Source organism: Agarilytica rhodophyticola, assembly GCF_002157225.2.
Classification (GTDB): domain Bacteria; phylum Pseudomonadota; class Gammaproteobacteria; order Pseudomonadales; family Cellvibrionaceae; genus Agarilytica; species Agarilytica rhodophyticola.
In genome coordinates this window covers 6,223,520-6,245,998 of sequence record NZ_CP020038.1, presented here as the reverse complement: position 1 = coordinate 6,245,998, position 22,479 = coordinate 6,223,520, and the positions used below count along the sequence as shown (strand labels likewise).

General features: G+C 37.7%; 14 protein-coding genes. 5 read left to right on the top strand and 9 right to left on the bottom strand.

Features of this window, described 5'->3' with window-relative positions; all coding sequences use genetic code 11:
* Window positions 1–296 precede the first annotated feature (296 nt).
* The 3 genes from BVC89_RS25835 (at window position 297) to BVC89_RS25825 (ending at window position 5,063) form a co-directional block, all read left to right on the top strand.
* Window positions 297–2,786: a serine/threonine-protein kinase gene (locus BVC89_RS25835; RefSeq protein ID WP_086933978.1), complete on the top strand. Its 2,490-nt coding sequence runs from the start codon at window positions 297–299 to the stop codon at window positions 2,784–2,786.
* A 139-nt stretch (window positions 2,787–2,925) separates the two neighbouring features.
* Window positions 2,926–3,633, top strand: a complete 708-nt coding sequence (locus BVC89_RS25830; RefSeq protein WP_086933977.1) for a hypothetical protein — start codon at window positions 2,926–2,928, stop codon at window positions 3,631–3,633.
* Between the two features lie 29 nt (window positions 3,634–3,662).
* Window positions 3,663–5,063 (top strand): TolC family outer membrane protein, encoded by a 1,401-nt coding sequence (locus tag BVC89_RS25825; protein ID WP_086933976.1) that lies wholly within the window; start codon window positions 3,663–3,665, stop codon window positions 5,061–5,063.
* A gap of 113 nt (window positions 5,064–5,176) precedes the next feature.
* Here the strand turns inward: BVC89_RS25825 and BVC89_RS25820 are convergent, their stop codons facing one another.
* The 7 genes from BVC89_RS25820 to BVC89_RS25790 form a co-directional block, all read right to left on the bottom strand.
* Window positions 5,177–6,328, bottom strand: coding sequence for an MFS transporter (locus BVC89_RS25820; protein WP_086933975.1), 1,152 nt, complete (start codon window positions 6,326–6,328; stop codon window positions 5,177–5,179).
* A gap of 19 nt (window positions 6,329–6,347) precedes the next feature.
* Window positions 6,348–7,553, bottom strand: coding sequence for a glycosyltransferase (locus tag BVC89_RS25815; protein ID WP_158658127.1), 1,206 nt, complete (start codon window positions 7,551–7,553; stop codon window positions 6,348–6,350).
* Between the two features lie 128 nt (window positions 7,554–7,681).
* The gene (locus BVC89_RS25810; protein WP_086933973.1) at window positions 7,682–8,902 is read right to left on the bottom strand and encodes a cytochrome P450; all 1,221 of its coding nucleotides are present in this window, start codon (window positions 8,900–8,902) and stop codon (window positions 7,682–7,684) included.
* Between the two features lie 129 nt (window positions 8,903–9,031).
* Entirely contained in the window at window positions 9,032–10,183 is a 1,152-nt protein-coding gene (locus BVC89_RS25805; protein ID WP_086933972.1) for a cupin domain-containing protein, read from the bottom strand.
* Window positions 10,184–10,207: 24 nt separating this feature from the next.
* Complete coding sequence (locus tag BVC89_RS25800) at window positions 10,208–10,987, bottom strand: cupin domain-containing protein (protein WP_158658126.1); 780 nt, start codon at window positions 10,985–10,987, stop codon at window positions 10,208–10,210.
* Window positions 10,988–11,018: 31 nt separating this feature from the next.
* A complete protein-coding gene (locus tag BVC89_RS25795; RefSeq protein ID WP_086933970.1) occupies window positions 11,019–12,569 on the bottom strand; it encodes an NAD(P)-binding domain-containing protein in 1,551 nt (516 codons plus the stop codon).
* Window positions 12,570–13,699: 1,130 nt separating this feature from the next.
* Window positions 13,700–15,196 (bottom strand): cellulase family glycosylhydrolase, encoded by a 1,497-nt coding sequence (locus BVC89_RS25790; protein WP_086933969.1) that lies wholly within the window; start codon window positions 15,194–15,196, stop codon window positions 13,700–13,702.
* A gap of 512 nt (window positions 15,197–15,708) precedes the next feature.
* Between BVC89_RS25790 and BVC89_RS25785 the strand changes: the two genes are divergently transcribed.
* Window positions 15,709–16,158: a GNAT family N-acetyltransferase gene (locus tag BVC89_RS25785; RefSeq protein ID WP_086933968.1), complete on the top strand. Its 450-nt coding sequence runs from the start codon at window positions 15,709–15,711 to the stop codon at window positions 16,156–16,158.
* Window positions 16,159–16,837: 679 nt separating this feature from the next.
* Here the strand turns inward: BVC89_RS25785 and BVC89_RS25780 are convergent.
* Window positions 16,838–17,737 (bottom strand): TolB family protein, encoded by a 900-nt coding sequence (locus BVC89_RS25780; protein ID WP_086933967.1) that lies wholly within the window; start codon window positions 17,735–17,737, stop codon window positions 16,838–16,840.
* 331 nt (window positions 17,738–18,068) lie between these two features.
* The gene (locus BVC89_RS25775; RefSeq protein WP_086933966.1) at window positions 18,069–18,350 is read right to left on the bottom strand and encodes a hypothetical protein; all 282 of its coding nucleotides are present in this window, start codon (window positions 18,348–18,350) and stop codon (window positions 18,069–18,071) included.
* Between the two features lie 555 nt (window positions 18,351–18,905).
* On the opposite strand from BVC89_RS25775, the gene BVC89_RS25770 reads away from it, so the two are divergent.
* Window positions 18,906–22,184 carry a glycoside hydrolase family 9 protein gene (locus BVC89_RS25770; protein ID WP_086933965.1) on the top strand — a complete coding sequence of 1,093 codons (3,279 nt, stop codon included), beginning with the start codon at window positions 18,906–18,908 and terminating at the stop codon, window positions 22,182–22,184.
* Window positions 22,185–22,479 lie beyond the last annotated feature (295 nt).

Here is a 22,479-nt window from a genome sequence, read left to right as displayed (position 1 = left end):
TTTCCTCGAGCAGCTTGCGATCCACAATTTCACACGATTTCTCGGTATTTCAAAATATTTCAAACATCGCTTTACATCACTTAATATGCTTGGTAAGAAAGGCTGTTTTTTATTATTTAGTACAAAGCCAAAAACAATGTTGATCTAGTCAATGCTATCATTGTTGTTTATTGCGCCATTCGAGTGTTTTTTGTTCTCTTTGGTTGTTGTTTGGCGCTTTTATTGTTTTTTTGTTGTATTTGGTGTCAAAAAGCTGTTTGCATATTGAAATTGTCCTTACATATCCAGGGTAAATAATGAACAAGGTGCCAGAAGTTGAGCTTGAGAAACTTATTCCCGAACGCTATCGGCTCGAAAATTTTCTCGGGAGTGGGGGCTTTGGTCAGGTCTATAATGCGTTTGACTCAACTTTATTACGATATGTCGCAATTAAGGTTATCAAGTATGAACACTCCGAAGCTCTATTAGAGGCTCAGGCGTTAGCGCGTTGCAATAGTCCAAATATCGTAGAAGTTCACGATGTTATTCATAATGAAAATTATTTAGCCATTGTTATGGAAAAAGTTGAGTCCAAATTGGATCTCGATGTTAATGCCATCGCTGATATGGAAAAAAATGAGTTTTTATCGTTTTTTCTGCAAGTATCCAAAGCTGTTAGTGATATTCATGCCGCCGGCTTACTTCACTTAGATCTGAAACCTTCGAATATACTCTTTACTGATCAAAAAGCTGTGAAAGTGTCAGATTTTGGTCTATCAACGCACCAAGCTTCTCAGGAGGGCAACGCTAACTACTCCTACAGTGGTTCTTGGGAATGCCTTAGCCCAGAGCACTTACAGCAGAAGCCTGTTAGCACTGCTACCGATGTCTTTGCTCTTGGTATATTACTTTATAACTATTTATTTAAAGCTCATCCCTTCGTGGTAGAAGGAGACATCTCGGCGACAGAAGAGAATATTCTAGGAGCTAGGATTAATTATCAACAACAATTCCGTTGCGCTATACCCGAATTAGAAGTGATGGTTCGTGCGATGTTAGATAAAACGCCTCGTAACCGACCATCGATGCAACAAGTTTTCACGGCTATTGAGAACCTACATCACAATGACAATGTGCCGATGGAAACAGTCGAACTTGATTTGCCAAAAGCTAAGGCCAGTAAACTCGATTCTAAGTTATTATATGCCGCAACCGCTGTTGTAGTTGTAATATCTGGTGTTGTATTTTTTCTACCCAGTTTAACTCCCGTCGCAACCACACTTGTTATCCCCCCGTTATATGTGGATTCCGCTAAGGCCTATGAAGGGGATGCAGAAAGTAGGAGAGATAGATTATTACTTGCAGCTATTGTTGAGGATGAAATTGTGTCCAGTGTTATCAACGATCCTCAGCGAAGCTTAGTGAGTAAAAAAGAATGGCGTGGTACTAAAGACTGGGCAGAAGAGGCGAGGTTGGTCGATGTTGATCAAATTATTATTAGTAATTTAAATTGTTCCATAGACTTTTGCGATGTAAATCTAAGTGTTTATAGTCGAAAAAAAGATGGAATTTCAAAACTTACGTCAAAGAAAATTCCAACATCTGATTTACTAGTTTTTGCACAAGTAATTGAACAAACATTGGTTTCTGATCTAGATTTTACTGCTCACAACACCCCAGTTCTCGGCAGTATTTCCGACTCTGACTTGAGGCTTTACTATAATATTAAGAAAAAACTTGAAGACGAAGAGTTTACAGAAGCGGATATTGCTGGACTAAAACAGCTCTCTCAAGACAACCCAGGATTTTTAGGTGCACAATTACTATTAGCTGGTGCATATAGGAATCTATATATGAACTTTAATGTTGATCGTTGGTTACAGCAGAGCCAAGAATTAATGTTACAGTTAAACGATAGGTTTCCGGCAAACCCCTCAGTTATGTATCAGGACTTTCATAACAAACTATTAGCACATGACCTGACAGGAGCAGAAAAAACCTTATCACAGTTAAAACGTGTTATCGGTGTAGAAACAACTCGTCTAGCAATTTCTGAAGCAATGCTCATTTTTTCCAAACAGCCAAAAGAAGGCTATCAAAAGCTACTTCAACATGAAAACCCCCGTCTTACTCATTCTTACTTCCATCACCGTGCCTATATGGAAGAAACACTCAAAGAATTTGATACTCTTGAGCAGACGTGTATTGCATGGGCCAAGCGTTTTCCCGATACCTATTTACCCAAATTTTTTCTTGCTAACTCTTACTTAGTTACTGGCAGGCTTCAGGAAGCTGAAACACTATACATAGAAATTCTGAAAAAGAAGTCTGATCACGATATTGTACTTAATTTAGGCATTACACAAATGCTCTTAGGACGCTATAACGAAAGTATCGAAAACTTTAAAAAAGCATTAGAGTATTCGCCTGGTTCACGAGAAATTTATTTAAACTTAGCGGAATCATATAAAGCATTAGAAAGTAAAGAGAGTAAGCAATACTTTTTACAAGCACTGACTCTTTATAGCGATAAAAATGCCGATCAAGACTATGCACACAAGGCATTAATCTTAGCGCATCTCAATAGAAATGAAGATGCTATCATCGAACTCCAAAAAGCGGCACAGCTGAATAATAAGGCAGGTGAGTTTTTCTTTATTGCTGCACAGGTATATCAACTTCTTGGGCAAGACCGCGCTGCTAGATACAATGCTGAAGAAGCCGTAGCAATTGGTTTTGGTAAACATTGGTTTCGTGTGCCATGGACACAACCTTTGTATGATTACTTGAGCAATAATGCAAACTAGAAGTAATTTTATAATTTCCACGCTTACTCATGTGATGTTCACAAGTTATGAATCATTACCTAAGCAAAAAAATGTAACCTAATAAGGTATTTCTGTTACTGAGGCTGTATCACCAATATGTAACAGTAAGGAATACCTTATGGACGCAATAGTCTCCATCATACCGAATATTAAATCATGGTTTCCACTTGTTGCATTAATTGTTGCATGCCTGGCATTTATCATTAGACGAGCAATCAAAAAAGAAAGCTCTTTAATTGAATTGGCGTCGGAAAAAGAGCGTGCTGATCTAGTTGAACAGCATCTAAAAGCTCGTTCAGTCAACCTAGAAAATTTAACCGCCGAACAGCAATATGAGTACGCCATACGTGATTTGGGCGGCCGACAGCGTAATTTAACGTATATTTTTACAGTTGCTCTAACTATTATTATACTCTCTTCCTTTATTGTGTATTGGCAAAGTAATTCGGATGTAAGTTTTGATCCTACAAATCAAGGATTGAATGAGTTTAACAATACTTCTCCAAGCTCGCGAAATTCCTCATTGATGAAGAATTCGCCGAAACCAAAAGGGCACTCTTCTAGTAGTAACTCGAAATCTATAGAACCCCATACTGTAGTTGAGACCCGCCCTCCAAGGCCAGAAGATTTTGCTCCTGGAGAAAGACCTCCAAGGCCAGAAGACTTTGCTCCTGGAGAACGACCACCCCGGCCAGAAGATTTCGCTCCTGGAGAAAGGCCTCCAAGGTCAGAAGACTTCAATGAGGAGAAGAATCACTACAAAAAAAAAGAGAGAAATAATAATCAAAAACCTCATTCCAAAAACAATGACGTTAAAAATACTTAATAAGTATAGATGCTACAAAGGAAGATATTATGTGCTTTAAAAATATGAGGTGGTTGTTTTCTTTACTTTTTACTACTGTTGTAATATTACTTTCTCATAAAAGTGGCGCTCTTAATTTGAGCGAAGCCTATAAAATGGCTTTAACGAAAGATCCAAGTTTAAAAGTTGCGCAGGAAGAATACTTAGCAGGTTTAGAAGAAAGACAGATTTCATACAGCGCGTTACTCCCTCAAATCAGTTTGCAGGGAGCATATCAAAAACAAAAAACTGATAGTCGAGAAGTTTCATTACTTACAGACGAAACTCTAGAAAGAGACAATGATCAGGTTATTGATGGATGGAGACTTTCTGTCCAACAAGCAATCTATGATACTTCCCAATGGTACAATTATAAACGCGGCAAATTTCAGGCTTTTGAAGCTCGTCATCAATGGCAGTTACAAAAACAGTTATTACTGCTGCGTCTGATCACGAACTATATCGGCGTTATTCAGGCGCAGGATAATCTAGAGCTTGCAAAAAAATTAGAAGAGTCAGATAAGAAGCAGCTATCGAATGTAATAATGCTGACTAAGAAAAAGAATAATAAAAACTCGACAAAGAGGAGGCTTACAGAAGTCGATATTTATCAAGCTCAGGCATCATATGACGCGTCAACAGCAATGCGATTAAACAACGAAGATATCGTTGGCCAGAGTAAGGATGCACTAATGTTCATAATCGGTAATTATCAAACACCTTTGTGGCGTCTAGCGGATAACTTTTCAACAACTCAGATTATGCCTAGCGAACCATATCAATGGGTACAAATTGCATTAGCAAACAACCCAATCATTAAAGCTGCACAAGCGCGTAAAGATGCAGCTCGTGCAGAATATAAAAGTGCTAAGCTAGCGCGTAGGCCCAGTGTATATTTGGAGTTACAACACCAAGAGCGCAATACTGAAGCAACATTGATTGAAAACCTATCCTTGTCCGATCTTCGATCAAGAGAAATTGGTTCAAGTATAAGCATGAACCTAAGCGTTCCCATCTATAATGGTGGTCTTATAAGCTCAAGACGACGTCAAGCAGAGCATCAGTTTAAAGCATCAGAAAAATTTTATAGTGAAATAGTTGCTAATATTACAAGGCAAATAGTCAGTACATATCGTAGTGCCGTTATTACGATTAATAGGATTAATATCATAGCCGAAGCGGTTACCTCTAGTAAAAAGGCTCTAGATGTACAAGAACAGGCGTATCAAAAAAATATTGGTGATATTAATGATGTATTAAGATCCAGGCAAACATATTATGATACCTTAAGATTGTGGCAGAATTCCCGATATGATTATATTATCAAATTTATCACACTTAAAAGCTTAGCCGGTACACTGAGTTCTAAAGATTTAGATGAACTCAACAATGAGCTTGTTAAAAAAAGCTAGTGTGAATAAGCCCTGGTTTAGTTTATACATTTTAATTAAACAATATATTAAATTGGTTTATTGTGGACACATAAAAACATCTATAGTAAAAAATATATAATAAATAAGCGCAGCTACCTGTTGTTTTGACCAGGTAGCATATAAGTAACAGAGCTAAATATCACACATATAAAAGTAAATATTAAAAAACCGAATTGTACATTATAACTGGATACAAATGGTTGAAATGCGATAGGTGAAAAAAATTGTCCCGAAAAACCAGCAATTGCTAACTTCGCTTGACCTGCTCCACGATTATTCTCATTAGTAATGGTATTTACCCAACTAATTAGAGACGGAACCGTTAGTCCAAAAGCGAAGCCGCATATAATCACTGACGTACTCATTAATACTAATGAATCAAATAAAAATAATCCCATAAATCCTAGTGCGCTAATTAAAAAAGCTATAGCCAATATATATTGTTGATGGAAATAATTCATTATCCTTGGGAAAAAATAGCTTGCTAAAGCTGCAGATACTGAGGCACCTGCAAGAGCTAGACCTGAAGAAAAACTTGAAGCGTTCTGTTTTTCGAATAGAAACGGTAACTGAGTTACATATATATTTAACCCAAATAAAGAGATGAATGACGCTGTAGTAATAATTATATAATCTATGTGTTTATCTTTTTCATCTGTATCGTTTTGATTTTCTGATTTTTTTAGTTGTGATCTCTTTGGTAAAAAAAATAGTATAAAAATAGGTAATAAATAAATTAGAAATACAAAACGCCAATGAATAAGTGCTAAGGCCCCTGACAAAGAAAAATAGAGTAAGCCAGAAGACTCCATTGCGACACCCAAAAAACCTGTAATCCGGTGTTGATCCACACCACTATGTTGATCTCCTATCCAAGCCGTGGTCGATATGGCGACAGCGGCCACGCCAAACCCAAGAATAACACGAGTTACTAAGAGTTGATTCAGATTATTAATTATCAAACCTGCAGCACCACTAAATATTATAAACAAAAGTCCAATTTTTAATGTTGTAATGTAACCAATTTTATCACTTAACCTGCCAATGAAATTACTACACAGCATCGTTGATGCGGCAGATACACCTATTGTCATCCTAATTTTCAAATCGGAAAGCGTACTATCTCCAAAGTCATGCAATATACTAGGCAGCGCAGGCGCAATAGCTGATCCTGCCATAACTGTGAATGTGCTAGCAAATAAGATAATAAAAGTTAACTGTTGAGTACTTCTATGAATTTCCATAATAGGCGATGTTCACTTATCAATTAAGTATAGACATTAGGACTTTAGCGAAATTTTCTTCTGGTGAAATAGTAGCTAGTTCGGCACTTATTTCTTCAGCTCTTTCTTTGTATTTAATTTTTTGTATTTCTTTTAAGACTTTTGTATGTTTAGTTGTGCCCACTTCCCTGGGCCGCAGTATTTTCCCCGCATTATTTCTTTCAATGAATTTCATTGACATTAATTGATCAAGATTAGTTGGAATACCTATTACTGGAGTACCAGCTAGCAATGATTGATAAGATGTAGGGCTGCCTCCATTACTTATTACCAAGTCAGACCTAGCCGCAGCTAAAGACCCGGGTATAAGTTCACTAGAAAACACCGACGCATCGTCAAAAATAAAACTTCTTTCAGATTCATTTACACCACTAATGATTACCTGAAAGTTTTCAGACAGTAACTTCTCGACAATGAGTGGTATAAGAGATTTATCACCTGATGAGCCGAGTGCAACATAAGCTGTTTTTTTTGTGTCGGATAGTTCCTGCCACCAAATTGGCAAAGGAACATCTGGTTCCCAGTTTATTGATCCAAGAAAGTGGTGATTGCTGGGTGAACGTGAGGTATCAAACAAGATTTTGGGATCACTATACACCAGATGATCACCGAAGTTCCAACCATCCAGACAATGCTCAAATATTGGCAGCTTATAATACCGACGCAGTTCATTTAGCACTTTGCCCTGATTTTTAAAAAAGAAGTAAAAATAAATTGGCATTATTGCTGATATAAATGGTATCTCATTCATATTTATTTGTCGTAATTCGGGAATAATAAACTGTTTGTTATTAATATATTTGCTCCAATAAGCATTGGTCATGGCAATGTAGGTTGTCTTTGTTGTACGTGTACTAACACAAAGAGACTGTCGCATATCTCCTATAATCAAATCTGGCTGGACTTTCCTTATGGTTTTTTCATCTTCTTTAACGTAATTAATAAGCTCATCAATTTTGTACATTGGCTCTGCGTGTTGCGCTCGACGAATAAACTCCATCGATTCTACAGAATTAATGGAGTGAAAAGAGATAGTATGATGACTGCTAAAGACATAGCTATAACGATCAGCTACTGCAAAATGAACATCATATATTTCTGCGTCTAAAGAGCAAGCAAGTTTATATAAACGTATTACATGAGCAACGGTTACTGCTTCAGAAAAGAAAAGTATTGTTTTTTTCATAATTTTATAAAACATCTAAATTTTAAAAGATAAGCATAATAAAATCGCTATTATCTGAAATGCTTAATAAGCTAAGCCGGATCATATAGAAGAAGAAAATAATTATTAGAGTTATATCTATAGCATTTTTATGATTTTACTTTAATAGAATAAAACCCTCTAAAAAATAGAGATTCACACTTGCGTTTAGGTGTAGTGTTAGGTGAAAATTTTAAGTTGGGATATTTTTTTACTAGCGCTTGAAATGCCATAGACATCTCAACTCTAGCTAAATTCATACCTATACACTGGTGGGGGCCATAGGCAAAGCCTAAATGTCGGCTCTTTTTCCGATGGATATCAAAAATATCAGGTGATGGAAACACTTCTGGATCTCTGTTGGCCGCACCCATACCGAGAAACAAAGTGTCATTAGCTTTAAGTTGCTTACCTCTAAATAGCATACTGTCTTTTACCGTTCGAGCCATAAACAAGACAGCACCATCAAAGCGTATACTTTCTTCAATAGCTGAAGATATAAGTGATGGGTCATTAACAAGTGTTTGCCATTCATTATAAGTTAGAAAGGCATATATACTATTACAAAGTTGATCTATAACTGTATAGTGTCCTGCCATTAAGATTAATACACACTGGGCGATGACTTCTTCTTCTGACAATAATCCTGCACTATTAGCTTCGATAAGTAAACTTAACAAATCGTTTCCTAATTTTCTTTTTCTCTCTTTTAAAAAATCAATGAAATAATTTTCAAGTGCTATAATGCCATCATTAGCGATAATAGCGGATTCTCTAGTGTCGCTCACGGAATTACCAAAAAATCGAGAAACATCATCAGAGCAACGTTGAAAGTGCTCTCTATCAGAATAGGGGACATTGAATAAATCAGCAATAACTCTAGTTGATAGAGGTTCAGAAAACTGAGTTGCAAAATCCCATTCTCCATCATTTGGCAATAGATTAACTGACTCGTCAACAGCTTTTTTAATAATAGGAGACATTGTATCTAGGCCTTTTTTACCAAAGCTAATATTACATGTTCGCCTGAGCCTTTTGTGAACGTTAGCATCTGTATGAGCCATCATTTTTGTTCGCACTCGTACAAAATCCTTGGCTATTGATATATTCAGACCCTGCAATTGATTTCTTACTTGGGTTTCAAAATTTCCAGATATAAAATTAGGCTCCTTGAATGCATCCGCGACATCACTATGGCGAGTGATAACCCAGCCATTTAAATCATTTGCATAGTATATAGGTTCATTTTCCCTTAGTGAGCCTAGAAAATCATATGGATCTACAAGTGTTTCTTCATTAAACCTATGGACTGCATCAATGTTAACTGACATAGGATTATTCCTTTCTCTATTTAATTTTTGGTGCAATATTTTTTAATATGGCTATGTATAGTCAATATACTTTTAGATTTTTTATCTACTTAAAATATATTAAAGCACTCATGTAATTGTTATTGATAACTAATTTTTTGTTGCATGGTCTTGCTTTAATAATTTTGTGCAATAGGCATCACGAGCGCTATAGCTCATTTGAGCACAAACACGATTGATCATAACCCATCCTGTGATTAAAGAGGTTAGCAGCTTTTCATAGTTGACATTTGACATATTTGATAAAGCATCGACTCCCATTAATACATGATCTTCATCTTCTTCAGCGTGAAAACGAAAGTGTTCTTCGACTTCTGAGCCTTCTACATATGCATGTATTTCATTATGAGCAAATTCTGCACTACCTTCTAAAACAAAATGTACCAATATTATTTTCTCTGCATCAGATAACTCCTTCATGGCCTTTCGGAACCAGTTGGTAACCTCATTTGCAATAGGGTGTAAATCACCAATATCTGGATTGCCACGCAAAGCAGCCATTTTTGTATCGTGATCTTTTTCCTCTTCTAGGTGCATCAAAGCGAGTTTTTTCTCGGTATTTGATTGTGCATACTTGACTCTATCCGAAATAATTAACTGAAAACACTGTGACCAATGTTGAATGGCATCAAGCAGGGGTTCGCGGTAAGCTGTTTGGAAGTTATCCTCCTTTATAATTGAAAATAGAGGATTTCTCTTATAGTCCTCTAAAAAAAACTCCTGAGCCTCAGATATATGTCGCATTGAGGGTTTAACCATTTCAAAGTCTTCAAACTTTACTCTAGCTTGCTCGGTGTTTTCATATAAACCAAGCCCTTCAAATTGAATAGACAGCGCCCAAAAACCATTTTTCCCTGCACCACAAAAACCGTGGAGAAAATTAGGTGCTACCATAACTATAGAACCGCCAGAAATTTTTCCAGTATAATCACCAGTGCAGTAACCTTCTCCTTCACACACAATAATGAAGGTTTTTGTTGGGTGAGCATGGACAGCTAAAGTTTCACCCGGTAGTAAGCGCACCCAACTAAATGAAACTCTTTCTGGTGAGTCGGGAATAAAATTAGCTAATAATTCGTGTTTACGAAAATCTTTTAATAGCCCTAAATTATGCTCTTTATTATCAACAAAAACTGTGGATATCTGAGGTATATCTTCTCGATTGACTACATGCATACCGGTAAATGGAGTGTTTTTTCCACCATCGATTGATCTTAATTCTACTGATGGTTTTTCATTCATAACAAGTTTCTCCTGAAATATTATTTATTGTTTCAAAGTTGATATGTCTATAGTTAATAGCCAGTGATTACCGGTACTCTCGGTATTGTGATAATCTAAGTCCTCAGTTTGTACAATTAAATCTCCAGGAGTTAATAAACTTTTATCAAACTTATAGTTACCTTGGGGTGAACCATGCAAAATCAAACGCAAAGTTTCACTAGGTGGTCTCTCAAGACTAAATTTATTGTCTAGAGAGTGCCAATTAAAATTAACATAGCTTGGAATATGCCTACTTACACCTTCTGACTTAAATAGGTTTCTGTCCTTATTGCGCGAAAATAAAATAAGTTGCCTTTCTTCTATAGAAGGTATATTGGTTAAATCATAAGATGTAAGTGGATCGACTTCATCTTCAAAAATCGCGACATCATTAAATTGTATAGATAGAGCCCAAAGTCCAGAAGGTTTTGCCCCCGTAAAACCATGTTCATTCCAACTAGGAATGAACACAATATCTCCCGCCGAAAAATTTATTTCACTATCGCCTTGTGAGCTGCCGCCACCTTCTATTGCGATAATCATACTCGGTACATTGTGATTATGGACTTCTAATACCTCATCTGGATCCAAATGTACCCAGGCGATAGAAAAATCTTGTCGGATTAATGACCCAAGTAAACTATGATTTTTAAAATGCTTGACGATACCTAAGTTACGAACTTCTCCTTCCACCTGCATTTCTGATATACCAGGAATTTCTCCTCTTGTTACAATAGTATTGCCGGTGATGCCATGCTTAGAATAGTTTGTTAAATCCATCATCTTGCTCCTGTAGTTAAGTAGCATGTATTTCTTATACTGCTTTTGTCACCGTGTGATTGAATGTGTTATGTTTATCGACAAACCTATAGAGGAAGTCAATATGCCTTTCTTGGTGTTTCCATTCACCATAGAGGTCCTCTACTAAGTGAAGGGTGTCGATTAGTTTGGAATCTCTATAGAATCTTATTACTGGGTGTAAGAAAAAGGATTCGTCGGCTTTTTCTGGATTTGGATCGCGGTCTATATTAAAGACATCTTTCTGTTTAGTACCAAACTCTAGTGAGAGGGTAAATGTATTTTGTTGAGATATTTGTTCTCTATAATCCTTGGGTAATTCATAAAAATATGTTGCACTTTCATTTCCTACATCGATAATATCCGTTAGATAACCGAATTGTTGCCACAAAGCAGATGAACGATTGATCCGCTCTACTAAGTGATCCGTGATATTTTGTGTTGTAGCATTAAATATAGATGATGGTAGATTCTTATTTTGATTTTTATATAATAATATATGAAATAGAGATTTTACATTATATCTAAACCCATGGATAAAACCCGATGTTGTCTTTTTATAGAAATGTCCTTGCATTAAAGTGCCTGCAAAATACAAGTTTGAGATATTACTAGACTCCCAGTCCGCATTAAGTTTTGGGAAGCGGTCATCCACGCATCGCTCTGGTTGACAACTATCTCCAAAAATTGAAGAGTCAAGCTGAAATCCGGTACATACGATAACTCTATCGTATTCGAGAACCTCTACTTCACCATTAGCATGTTGATATCTTACGCTGACTCTATATATTCCATCTTTGACTTCTATTTTGTCTATATCTGCATCTAGGATCGCATTTTGAGACTTCAGTTGATAGGTGTCGAGAAAATTATTATTTACCGCCCTCAAATTTCCAACGTAATGAGTTTGCCAAGCAAGTTTTACATTATTAGGGCTACATACATGAATAAGTGATGCACTATCTATTAGATGGTCGGCTGTTTCGAAAGCGGAATTGCCTTTACCTAATACTAAGACTCGCTTATTAATAAATTCTTCTTTATTAACTGATACTTGCGTATAATTATCCGTAAGTTCAATGCCTGGAATATTTGGTATATATGGTTTAGCAACTCCTGAAGCAATAATGAGGTTTTTACATTTATATTCTTCATCTGAGTTATCAATATGAAGTGTAAAAATTTCTGATTCTTTAGTAATGTTCTTAACTGCTTGGTTATAATTAATATTTAAACCAAATGAGCTTGCATATTCATTAAGATACGTTACTAAATCCTTTGCATCTGGGAAATAAGATGAACTAAACTTCGAAAAACGAAATGATTCATCATTACACAGAATTGAATTCCAATCCCATCTCAGGTTAATTTCCTGGTCGTCATAACCAGTATGAACTTTATTGATTGAGATTAGTTTTCCATGCCTTGGATAAGATTTAAATGAAGTACCAGCGGTTTCACCTTTCTCTATTACTAAGTAGTTAACGTTTTCCTGTTGCATATGGTAAGCCAACTGAAGCCCTGCTGGGCCTGCGCCTACAATAATATAATCAAATGTACCTGCCATAACAAAACTTTGCCTCTTATAAAATTGTTAATGTGAAAAAGAAAAAATTATTAGTACGTCCCTGGTTTCATTTTCAAATTTTTAGAATGAGACCACCGTAATAATTAAAAAATATCAAAAAATAATAAAATTTTTATTTTTATATTGGCAAAGCTGCCTATACTGATTTTATTTTTAATTGGTCAGGACAATGTTGGGTTCGCATAATTTAAGAAAGCGTGTGCAAAGTAAACATCAATGTTGATTGTTTTTCTATTGAAGAGAATCACATATTTAGGAAATTAGGAGATGACTTAACAACCTGTACTTGGTTTGTGATGTTTCTGTGAGGGTTGTTAATTGTTAAATTAAGAAAAAATTCAATGGCTATCAGTAGTATTATTTCTTACTATTTAAATTTAATAAAATTAGTTATTATTTTTCTTAAAGTTATAGGATCTGAGTTAGCTAAACCTAAATCAATATAAATGTTTGTATTGTTAAGGAATAATTTGGTGTTGAAAAAATTTTTTGATACTAAATATAGTCTTTCAAACGATTGATTGAATTTTTATTTGATGTAATTGTTTCATTGTAAATTTTTTGCCTTACTTTAATTTAGTTTCTTAACACCGTAATGTGGTCGGTCAGCAGTTAGATTAAAGGTATAAAATCCATAATATAATAAAAGTATAAAGTCTAGACAAATTTTTGACGTGTTTTTCATAGTTTGCTCGCGCCAAACACATAGAGCTATTTGCTTGTAGCTATTACTATTTTTAATCTACTTCTCTCTTGTTACATATTTGGCTTAGTATAAAAATCATTTTCTTGGGCGGTTTGTGTTAACACCGGCTCTGATTTTTTATTAACATTAAAAAGAGCCTATCTAGGTACATAAATTCAATAATGAAAGAGCAAGTGTTTACGAAAGTTTCTAGGCTCTAAGAATAAAAATGAGGATTTTTAGCGGTGTGATTTTTAATGCTCTATTTGATTGTGTGTTTAATGATCTATCTATGATGGTATGTTCAAAAAGCGTATAATTAATTATTTAGTCAAGCTCGCCTTCGTTATCCAACGATACCATGCGATTCCGAAGGCAAACCCGTACAACCATATAAGGTTTAGCTGATTAAGTTCTGGGAAGGCTATCTAATATCTATATAGTTTATATTTAGCAGATAATTTCCTTGACCTCCGGAACCTACATAAACCAGTCTTAATTTTTGTTTTCCTTGGGATAAAGTCAAAGTTTTACTTACGTCTCGCCAATTTTGCCAGCCACCAGTATTATTAACATTTACTGAGCCAAGTTTGGAACCATTTGAATAAACATCAATTTTTCCTCCAGAAGTATTGGATGCCACTCTAAATGTAACATAGTAATCACCTGCGGTATCAACGTCTATTTCATATTCAGAGTAATCTCCGTTTTCAATATAACCGATATTTTGGCCGCCCCCTACATCAGATGTTCCCTCATTTTGTACCCCCGATTGACTCGTGTAGTTTTCTGCTTCTATTTTGCCTGGTACTGTTACAGCATTTGTCGCACCATAGGTTTTAAAAATAGCGTCTTCTAGGGCAGGATATTTCCAGGTTCTACTATTTCTATCATATGAGTAAATCCAGCTAATAGGTGCTACTTTATATTGCTTACTCGCTTCCGCGAATACTTCATAATATTTAACTCTATCTGCTAAATTACTTTTATCTGCTGCACCCCACTCGCCAATAACAACGGCTCTGCCTTTGCTTGTGAAATTATCATAATAGGATTTAATATCATTTTGTAGATTTCTGATCTCTTGCTGTGTACCCCATCTATTCGTCCCCGGCTGTTGAAGAGTGAAAGAAAAGGGGCCGTAATTGTGGATAGAAACTATAACTTTGTTATCATTGTTGGGAATCTCAAGATCATAAATTGCAGCGTGCCCTGTGGCACCTACTTGTGGTGTCATTATGAACCTCGATGCATTGTTACCACCAGTAGCCCTTATTGCATTAACTGCAGCGAGATTTAACTTGTTAACAACATCGCGGTGTTCTGCGTTACCACCGGTCCACTCTTGTGGAGTTCCTACCGCTCGGGGCTCATTCATAGTTTCAAATATTAAGTAATCACCGTAGTTCTTAAAACGATTGGCAATTTGAGTCCAAACTTTTCTTAACTGATCAATACTTGCGTTTTGTCTATTATAGGTTGGACTGAGCCAAGAGCGATATTTTCCTTCGTCGTAATCATCATGATGAATATTAATGATAACGTACATGTCATTGTCAAAAGCATAGTTGGCTACTTCTTCGACTCTATCCATCCATGCTCTATCAATAGTGTAGTTGGGAGCCGAGCCCATATGGTTGTACCAGGTGACAGGTATACGAAGGGTTTTGAAGCCTCTGTTTTTCATATCAGTAATCATAGCTTTTGTGGTGCGAGGATTTCCCCAGCATGTTTCACTTCCCAAGTCAGCTGGTGCGCCACAAACTGCATCCAACGTATTCCATAGGTTTACCCCTGGTGCCATGTCTGCTGTGAATTCAAGTGGTGTTATATTATCTCGAATACCTGTAAAAGCGGTGTCCCCCCAGGCGATAGAGCTAACAAGAGAAGTTACTGCACTTAAAAGTAATAGCTTTTTCATAGTATTTATTCTTTGTATGTAGGTTGGCAGAAATTAAGTGTTAAGATTTATCGGTATTAGTGGTTTTTGTTCCCAAAGTTCAATCGCTATGATTCGAACTTTGAAATTCAAAACATTAACCTAGTGCTATATGAATTATTATGAACTAAATAGCAAATTAACTAAATTTAATTAACTTAATTATGTGTTGGTATATTTCGGTGTCGTTTAAATATTGAAATAATACCTTAGGCGTTATTCCAACCCTTCTTATATATGCTGAAAAAAGGTTGTCTATATTTATTGAGATGTCATGGAAATGATTATATTGTTATCAGATCAACGTTATGGTCTAAGAAACTTGATTATAATAGTTATCTTCTCATTCACATTAACATTAAGTCTTTCATGGATATTTCCAATAGCCCTAGATATTCTTGGCATTAACTTATCGTATTGCTGTAATATATCGTATTTTTTAGATTTTACTTGAAAAACTTGTTCTAAAGTATTTTAAGTAATGGAGTGTAAGTATGATTGAAACTGTAGAATCCAGAAATTTAAACGAAGTCTTACCTCTCATTAGAGAGTATCAAGAATTTTACCAAGTAGCCGACATTTCAGATTCTAGGAATAAGGAATTCTTTTCTCAATTCAGTGAATCGTCAGATCTAGGTTGCTTATTTCTATACCGTCAACATAATAAAGCGGTGGCATTTGCAACCGTTGCAACCGTATATTTTTCTTACGCTAGTACCATTGCTACAAAGGTAGCAGTTCTCAATGATTTATACACAAAGCCCAATGAAAGGCGAAACAATATTGGAAAAAAACTGATTGAACACTGCCGGTTGTTTGCAGCAAAAAAAGGTGCTGCTCGTTTGCAATGGGTTACAGCTCTAGATAATAAGCCTGCGCAAAAACTCTACGAATCTTTGCCAACAAAAAAGAGTACATGGCACTTCTATACGTACAACATATAACGAATCAATTTACAATAATTAAGTTCAGGTAGCTATAGGTACGATCCCAATCATTTTCAATAAAGCACAGGATATGATAATGATTGATCATGTTACTAGTTCGGTTAGCCATCATGAAAGAATTACTATATAAATAGTATAACATTATGTAGCAGTAGCTAGGTTACTTATTCTATATTTTCTTAGTATTAATAGTTTTTGCAAAATTAGATTTATTATAAGCGTCAAATATTAATGCACTAATACATTATCTGGAAAGACTACAGAAATTGATAATTTCCTTTTAATTTGTATTTTCCACATACTTTTAACCTTAAGTTAATACCGGGTGAATGTATAGTACATCTCATTATAGCAATACTTTGGAAGTCGATAACGCTATAACATAAAAGCTAAGCTCATAGCTGGAATATATGGATACTAACCGCTCCTGTGTGGTAATCACCTTCTCACATAACGGCGCAATGAGCTATCTTAGCAGTCGATCCTTTTTGCGATATAAAAGGAACAACACTAACTATTATGGTGTTATCCAGATTTTTAAGTGAGGGGCTTTGTGAGATAAGCACTAGAGGCTAATGGTTATATGTCAAACACAGTTGAGTTGCTCACTGCTATTCGTACATTATGCCAGCGAGTTTCTTACTTCCATTATACTGTGTCTGCTATAGTCGAAGAGTTATAATTTAGGCTTTAAGCTCTCAATAATTTTTGTGCTAACCCAATAAAAGTTAGATAACCCACCTTCTTCGTTGTATCGACTAAAAAATAGGTATTTGCCATCTGGCGTGAGACTAGGAACCGTCTCATTAAATTTAGAGTTTACGGAATTTCCGAGGTTAATGGGATGTGTCCATGTGCCGTCTTTTTTCTTGAAATAAACATATATATCATGATCCTTTCTGCCTTCATTTTTGTTTCGAGCATTGACTAATAAATAGTCTTGAGAAGGTGAAATAAAACCGTGAATACCAAATTTAATATCAAGCTCTTGAACTTCTGGAAATTTACCATTCTTATTGGGCGAATAATACATTTTTCGTTTTGATATATTGGTATAAAAAAGATCTCCGTTTTTTGCTAGATTGGAATAAAAAACGTCATTCTTATTTATGGGAGATTCAAGTTTTGCCGCTTTGCTCCAAGCGTTGCCTAAACGCTTCGCATACCAAATTTTAGTATCAGTATTATCAGAATTGAGCGCTGTGAAGTATATTTTTTCACCATCCAAGCTGACAAATGGATGCATTTCTTCATCTTTCCTACCTTGGGTAAATTTTGCTTTTTTTACCGGTTTCCATTTTCCATTTTCGAGTTTTGAGAAATATATATCTGTAAGGCCTCCTTTTTTGTTGGCTGAAAAATATACTTCATCTAGCTCAGGAGAAAAAGAAATACCGTGTTCATACCTTCCATTGATAGAAATGATACCAGGAGCAAAGATTTCAGGAATCAGGCTTGGTGGCTTTTGGCCAAGATAGTGTGTCTCCCGGGTTGGAAGTTTATCTCGACTATAGCTCATGCTACTAATAACTAATATATTGAGCAGCAGAACAATCGAAATACAAGTATTCTTCATGGTTTATCCTTGTTTAAATGTGACTTAACAAATAAATAATCTAATCAAACAGGCACTAAAATACCTGACGTTTCCATGATTTTTGAATGATTTTTCTCTGATAGTACTAACCAACTGATTAGCTGCACATAACTTTTCAATCGGTGGATGCCTTAGTTGTTTAAGCTTTAGTTGTTTAAGCTTTTGATGATGTCAAAATTGCTATCCACATAGTAGAAGTAAGTAGGCTTCCGTCATCCAGCGGTATCGGGTATTGTGAATTCTACTTTTCTTTGACTGACTTATCATGGATGTTTCCAATTAGCACTAAATCTTCACCTTTAGTTTGCATTTAGAACTTGTGAACTATCCATATTTCGGCAATTTCGTCGGGTATATGTTCTTTGGTGACTATCCTATTGCCAGATACTTTCCAGGTGATATTACTTTCTCGACAAATTTTGCATTCTTTATCTAGAACAACAACTGAGCCGATACCACCTTCCTCGAAAGTGATTGCTCTAACTGTATTTCCAGATGGGCTTTTCCATTTGCCCGCTATATTCGATTGATTTGTCGATACGCAGGCAGATATTAACAACACCAAGATGACTATTAAGATAAAATTTTTCATTTATATACGCTTTTGAAACCCTAACCTATCGAATTCTAAACGGCTTATTGGAGCGCTTTATCAAATAATAACGTTTGAATCTTTTAAAGTGGCGTAGGCTCCACAGCAGTTCTCGAATCCATATTCAATTATAAGGGTGGTTCATTTGTTTCCGCCTTACACATTCTATTTTAGTGTTAAATCTATAATAGTTTTGGAAACTTCGTATTTTTTCAGAAGGGAGAAGTTAAAGATAAAGTAATATGTTAATTAATTGCTAGACCAATTGCTTGCTTTTTTTGTCACTGTTTTTTGTGGCCGGAGTGGCTAAGGCTATGAAATATTATGATTTTTGGGTAAATAATCTTTACTAAAAAATTAGGGTAGATTTTTAAAAAACATATGCACAATATATTTTAAAAATAATTTAGAATATAGCCGTCAATGAATTATTTTTTTTGGCGTCGCTTCAAACATTTTAAGCCTTTTATACATTTATACTAGTTTGTTTTTTTGGCACGTAAATGTTTCACATATTAACGGCCTTAAAATAAAAATAATATTCGGAGGCTATTAATGTTCAATAAAAAATTCATGTTTTGTTGGTTAGTTGCTGGGGCAAGTTTGTTCGGCACTGTCAATATTAACGCGGCTAATATTTTAGAAAATGGTACATTCGATAATGGATTAGCGTCTTGGGAACCACCAGGGTGGTGGACCGGTGGCGACGGTAATTTCGCTGTAGATGAAAGAGGCCGCTTTTGCACCACAGTGACTGCGCTTGGTACCAACGATTGGGGGGCTCAGCTACGCCAATCTAACCTTACTTTTATCGCCGGTGAAAATTACGACGTCAGCTTGCGCGTTTGGTCTAGTGTACCGGTTTCGCTTCCGATGAGCGCAACTGATGAGAGTGATGGTTTTGTGTGGCTTTTTGGCAACAATATCAATATTGATTCACCTCTTGAAGGTGAAGGTCAAGTCATTAATATGAGTTTCAGCTCAGCGGCTGATACCGAAAGCGGCACCTTTCGTTTTTTGATGGGTGGCGGCACTGTACCTATAGACGAAACCGTTTGCTTCGATGATATTGTTGTGGATGCACCTGCACCCAATTTAATTGAAAACAGTACGTTCGACAACGGTTACGAACCTTGGATCGTTGCTGAGTTCGGCAGCACTGCTCAGGCAAACGCCGATGATGGCCGCTTATGTGTATTAGCAGAAGATCCAGGCCCAGATCCCTGGAGCCTTCAGGTTCGTGCGGACGGCTTGCAGTTTATCGAGTCGGCGTCTTACGTTTTTAGTGCTGACATGTGGTCGAGTGCACCGGTGAATCTGCAAGTGAGCGGCGTGGATGAATCTAATGGTTTCGTTTGGCACTTTGGCCAGGACGTAGCGATAGATGCACCGGTAGGCGGCGACCCTCAGCAAGTTGAGGTTACCTTTGTTAATGGTGCTGGCACTACTGAAAATGGTCGGTTCCGCTTTTTGATGGGTGACGGCCATGTAACGCCGGGCACGACGGTGTGCATGGATAACGTTAAACTGGTCGATCCTTCCGGTTCTGAAGCTCCAGAAGAACCGGCCCCTGCTGCAGTTTACGTTAACTCCTATGGTTACATGAGTAGTCTTAGCAAAATCGCCACCTTTACACCGGCAGAAGATAGTGAAGACAAAACCACTGCTAGAACTTGGACTTTGTACAACGGCGAATCACCTGTGGCTTCAGGCATGTCTAGCTATCACGGTTTAGATGAGGGCTCTGGTGATCACGTCCATCGCATCGATTTCAGTGGCGTACGAACGGAAATGGATAACTACACACTGGTCGTTAGTGAGGGGGAGCTTAGCCATAGTAGCGAGCCTTTTGCTATAGGCTCAGACCTGTACGAGCCTCTAAAGTATGACGCTCTCGCTTATTTCTACCACAACCGTTCAGCCACTCCAATATTGGCCGAGCTGGTAGGCCAAACGTGGGCGCGCCCAGCGGGACACTTAGATGACGATGCGGTGCAAACCTTTTTCTGTACCATAGATCCCGCCGACCCGGCCTGTCGCACAATGAATTCTATAGGTGGTTGGTACGATGCCGGTGACCATGGCAAATATGTCGTTAATGGTGGAATTAGCGTATGGACTTTATTGAACCAGTACGAGCGCGCTCAAGCTCTAGGTAGTGATATGAGTGAGTTTGCCGACGGCGCTATGGCTCTGCCGCTGACGGAGACCACCAATGGTGTGCCCGACCTACTAGACGAAGTGCGCTATGAGCTGGAATGGTTTTTGACCATGCAAGTTCCAGCGCCTTACCCCATGGCCGGAATGGTTCACCATAAAATGCATAACGAGTACTGGACTGGCTTGCCTCTGGCTCCGCATGAGGACACTGTTACACGCTATGTGCAACCCCCGTCAACTGCTGCCACGCTAAACTTTGCCGCGGTTATGGCGCAGTGTCACCGCATTTACAAAGCGTTTGACTCTGCCTTTGCAAGCACGTGTTTGAATGCATCTAAAGTTGCTTATGCAGCGGCCAAGGCGAATGATTTTATTCCCGCTACTAACAATGGCAACGGCGGCGGTACTTATGGTGACGATTTCGTTGAGGATGAGTTTTATTGGGCGGCCAGTGAGTTGTATCTGAGTACAGGTGAAGCAGCCTTCGCGCAGGATATGCAAGCTTCAGATCGTCACCTTACTTTGGAAGCCGTGCGATACGGGCAAAGCATTATGAGCTGGGGCTCGACTCAAGCACTTGGCTTGATTTCCCTTGCAACGGTTGGCCCTCTCTACAATGCAGAGGAATCTTGGGTGCAGCAGGCGCGAAAAGTTTTGGTGAGCGTGGCCGATTTTTATGAGTCTAACACCGCGACACAAGGTTATGCTCTGCCCATGCAAACCGACAACATGTACTGGGGATCAAATTCCAATGTCACTAACGACATGATAGTGCTTGGCCTCGCCCATGACTTTACGTGTGACGAACGCTATCTTGAAACCATGCACACCAATATGCACTATCTGATGGGGCACAATCCGCTTGGGATTTCTTACATTAGTGGTTATGGCGAGAAGGATATGAAAAACCCTCATCACCGTTTCTGGGCTAATGTACCAGCCAGCGGTTACCCAGCACCACCTCCAGGTGTGATTGCGGGTGGGCCAAACTCACAGCTGCAAGATCCTATTGCTCAGGCTGAGCTGCAAGGTTGCGATCCGCTGAAATGTTATATTGATGATCGAGAATCCTATTCCACTAACGAAGTCACGATCAACTGGAACGCGCCTTTAGCGTGGGCTGCGGCTTACCTCGACCAATGGGGCGACGCTGAGTTACAAGCGGCGGCTGCCGCCCGTTGTGAATTGCGTAACAAGCATTTCTCAAGCTTTGAAGATGGCGAGCGCAGCTGGAGTAAACGTGGACCGGCAGAAATCGCGACGGTTGAAGGCGGCACCCGTGGCAGTTATGCGTTAGAAGTTAACGGCTGTGGTTATACCTTTATGGATTCTCCAGCATTTAGCACCAACGAGTTTGAAATACTGGGTGATCGCATTGCTATCGATATGCTTCTGCCAAACCTTCAAGATGATATTCACTGGTTCGGTCAACTGACTTTCCACCTCACTTTACCAAGTGCGAATATGCATAATGAATGGATAGGCAGCGTAGAACTGACGGGCCAACCTTTGGGTAGCTGGTTTACTACAGGTGTTGAATTACCTGCAGCTACGAAAGCGGCACTTGCAGGAGAGCATGATGGTTTTATTACCGTTGCGTTGAATACCAACAATTGCTCTGCGCCGCTGATGTTTGATAACTTGCGTTTTGTTGGCAATACACGCGGGCGTTAATTGAATTAGATGTAAGTGATGACCCTGGCTTATGGCCGGGGTTATCTGGCTCATGTAAACACTAATATCCATTTACTAATACAACTCATTACTTACTGATCTAATTTAACCACTAATCTTTCCCGCATATTGCTAGGGCCTGTTCACACTAATGGAATCGCACCTGCTTGTAAGCATTTTTTCGACTAGCTAGGCAACACAAACGTCGTTTAGTTATTCTCGGCAATTGCTCCTGCATTGCTCTAATTACCTGTATCCATACAGGCATAAATAAGTGTGTGTTAACGACGCTAGG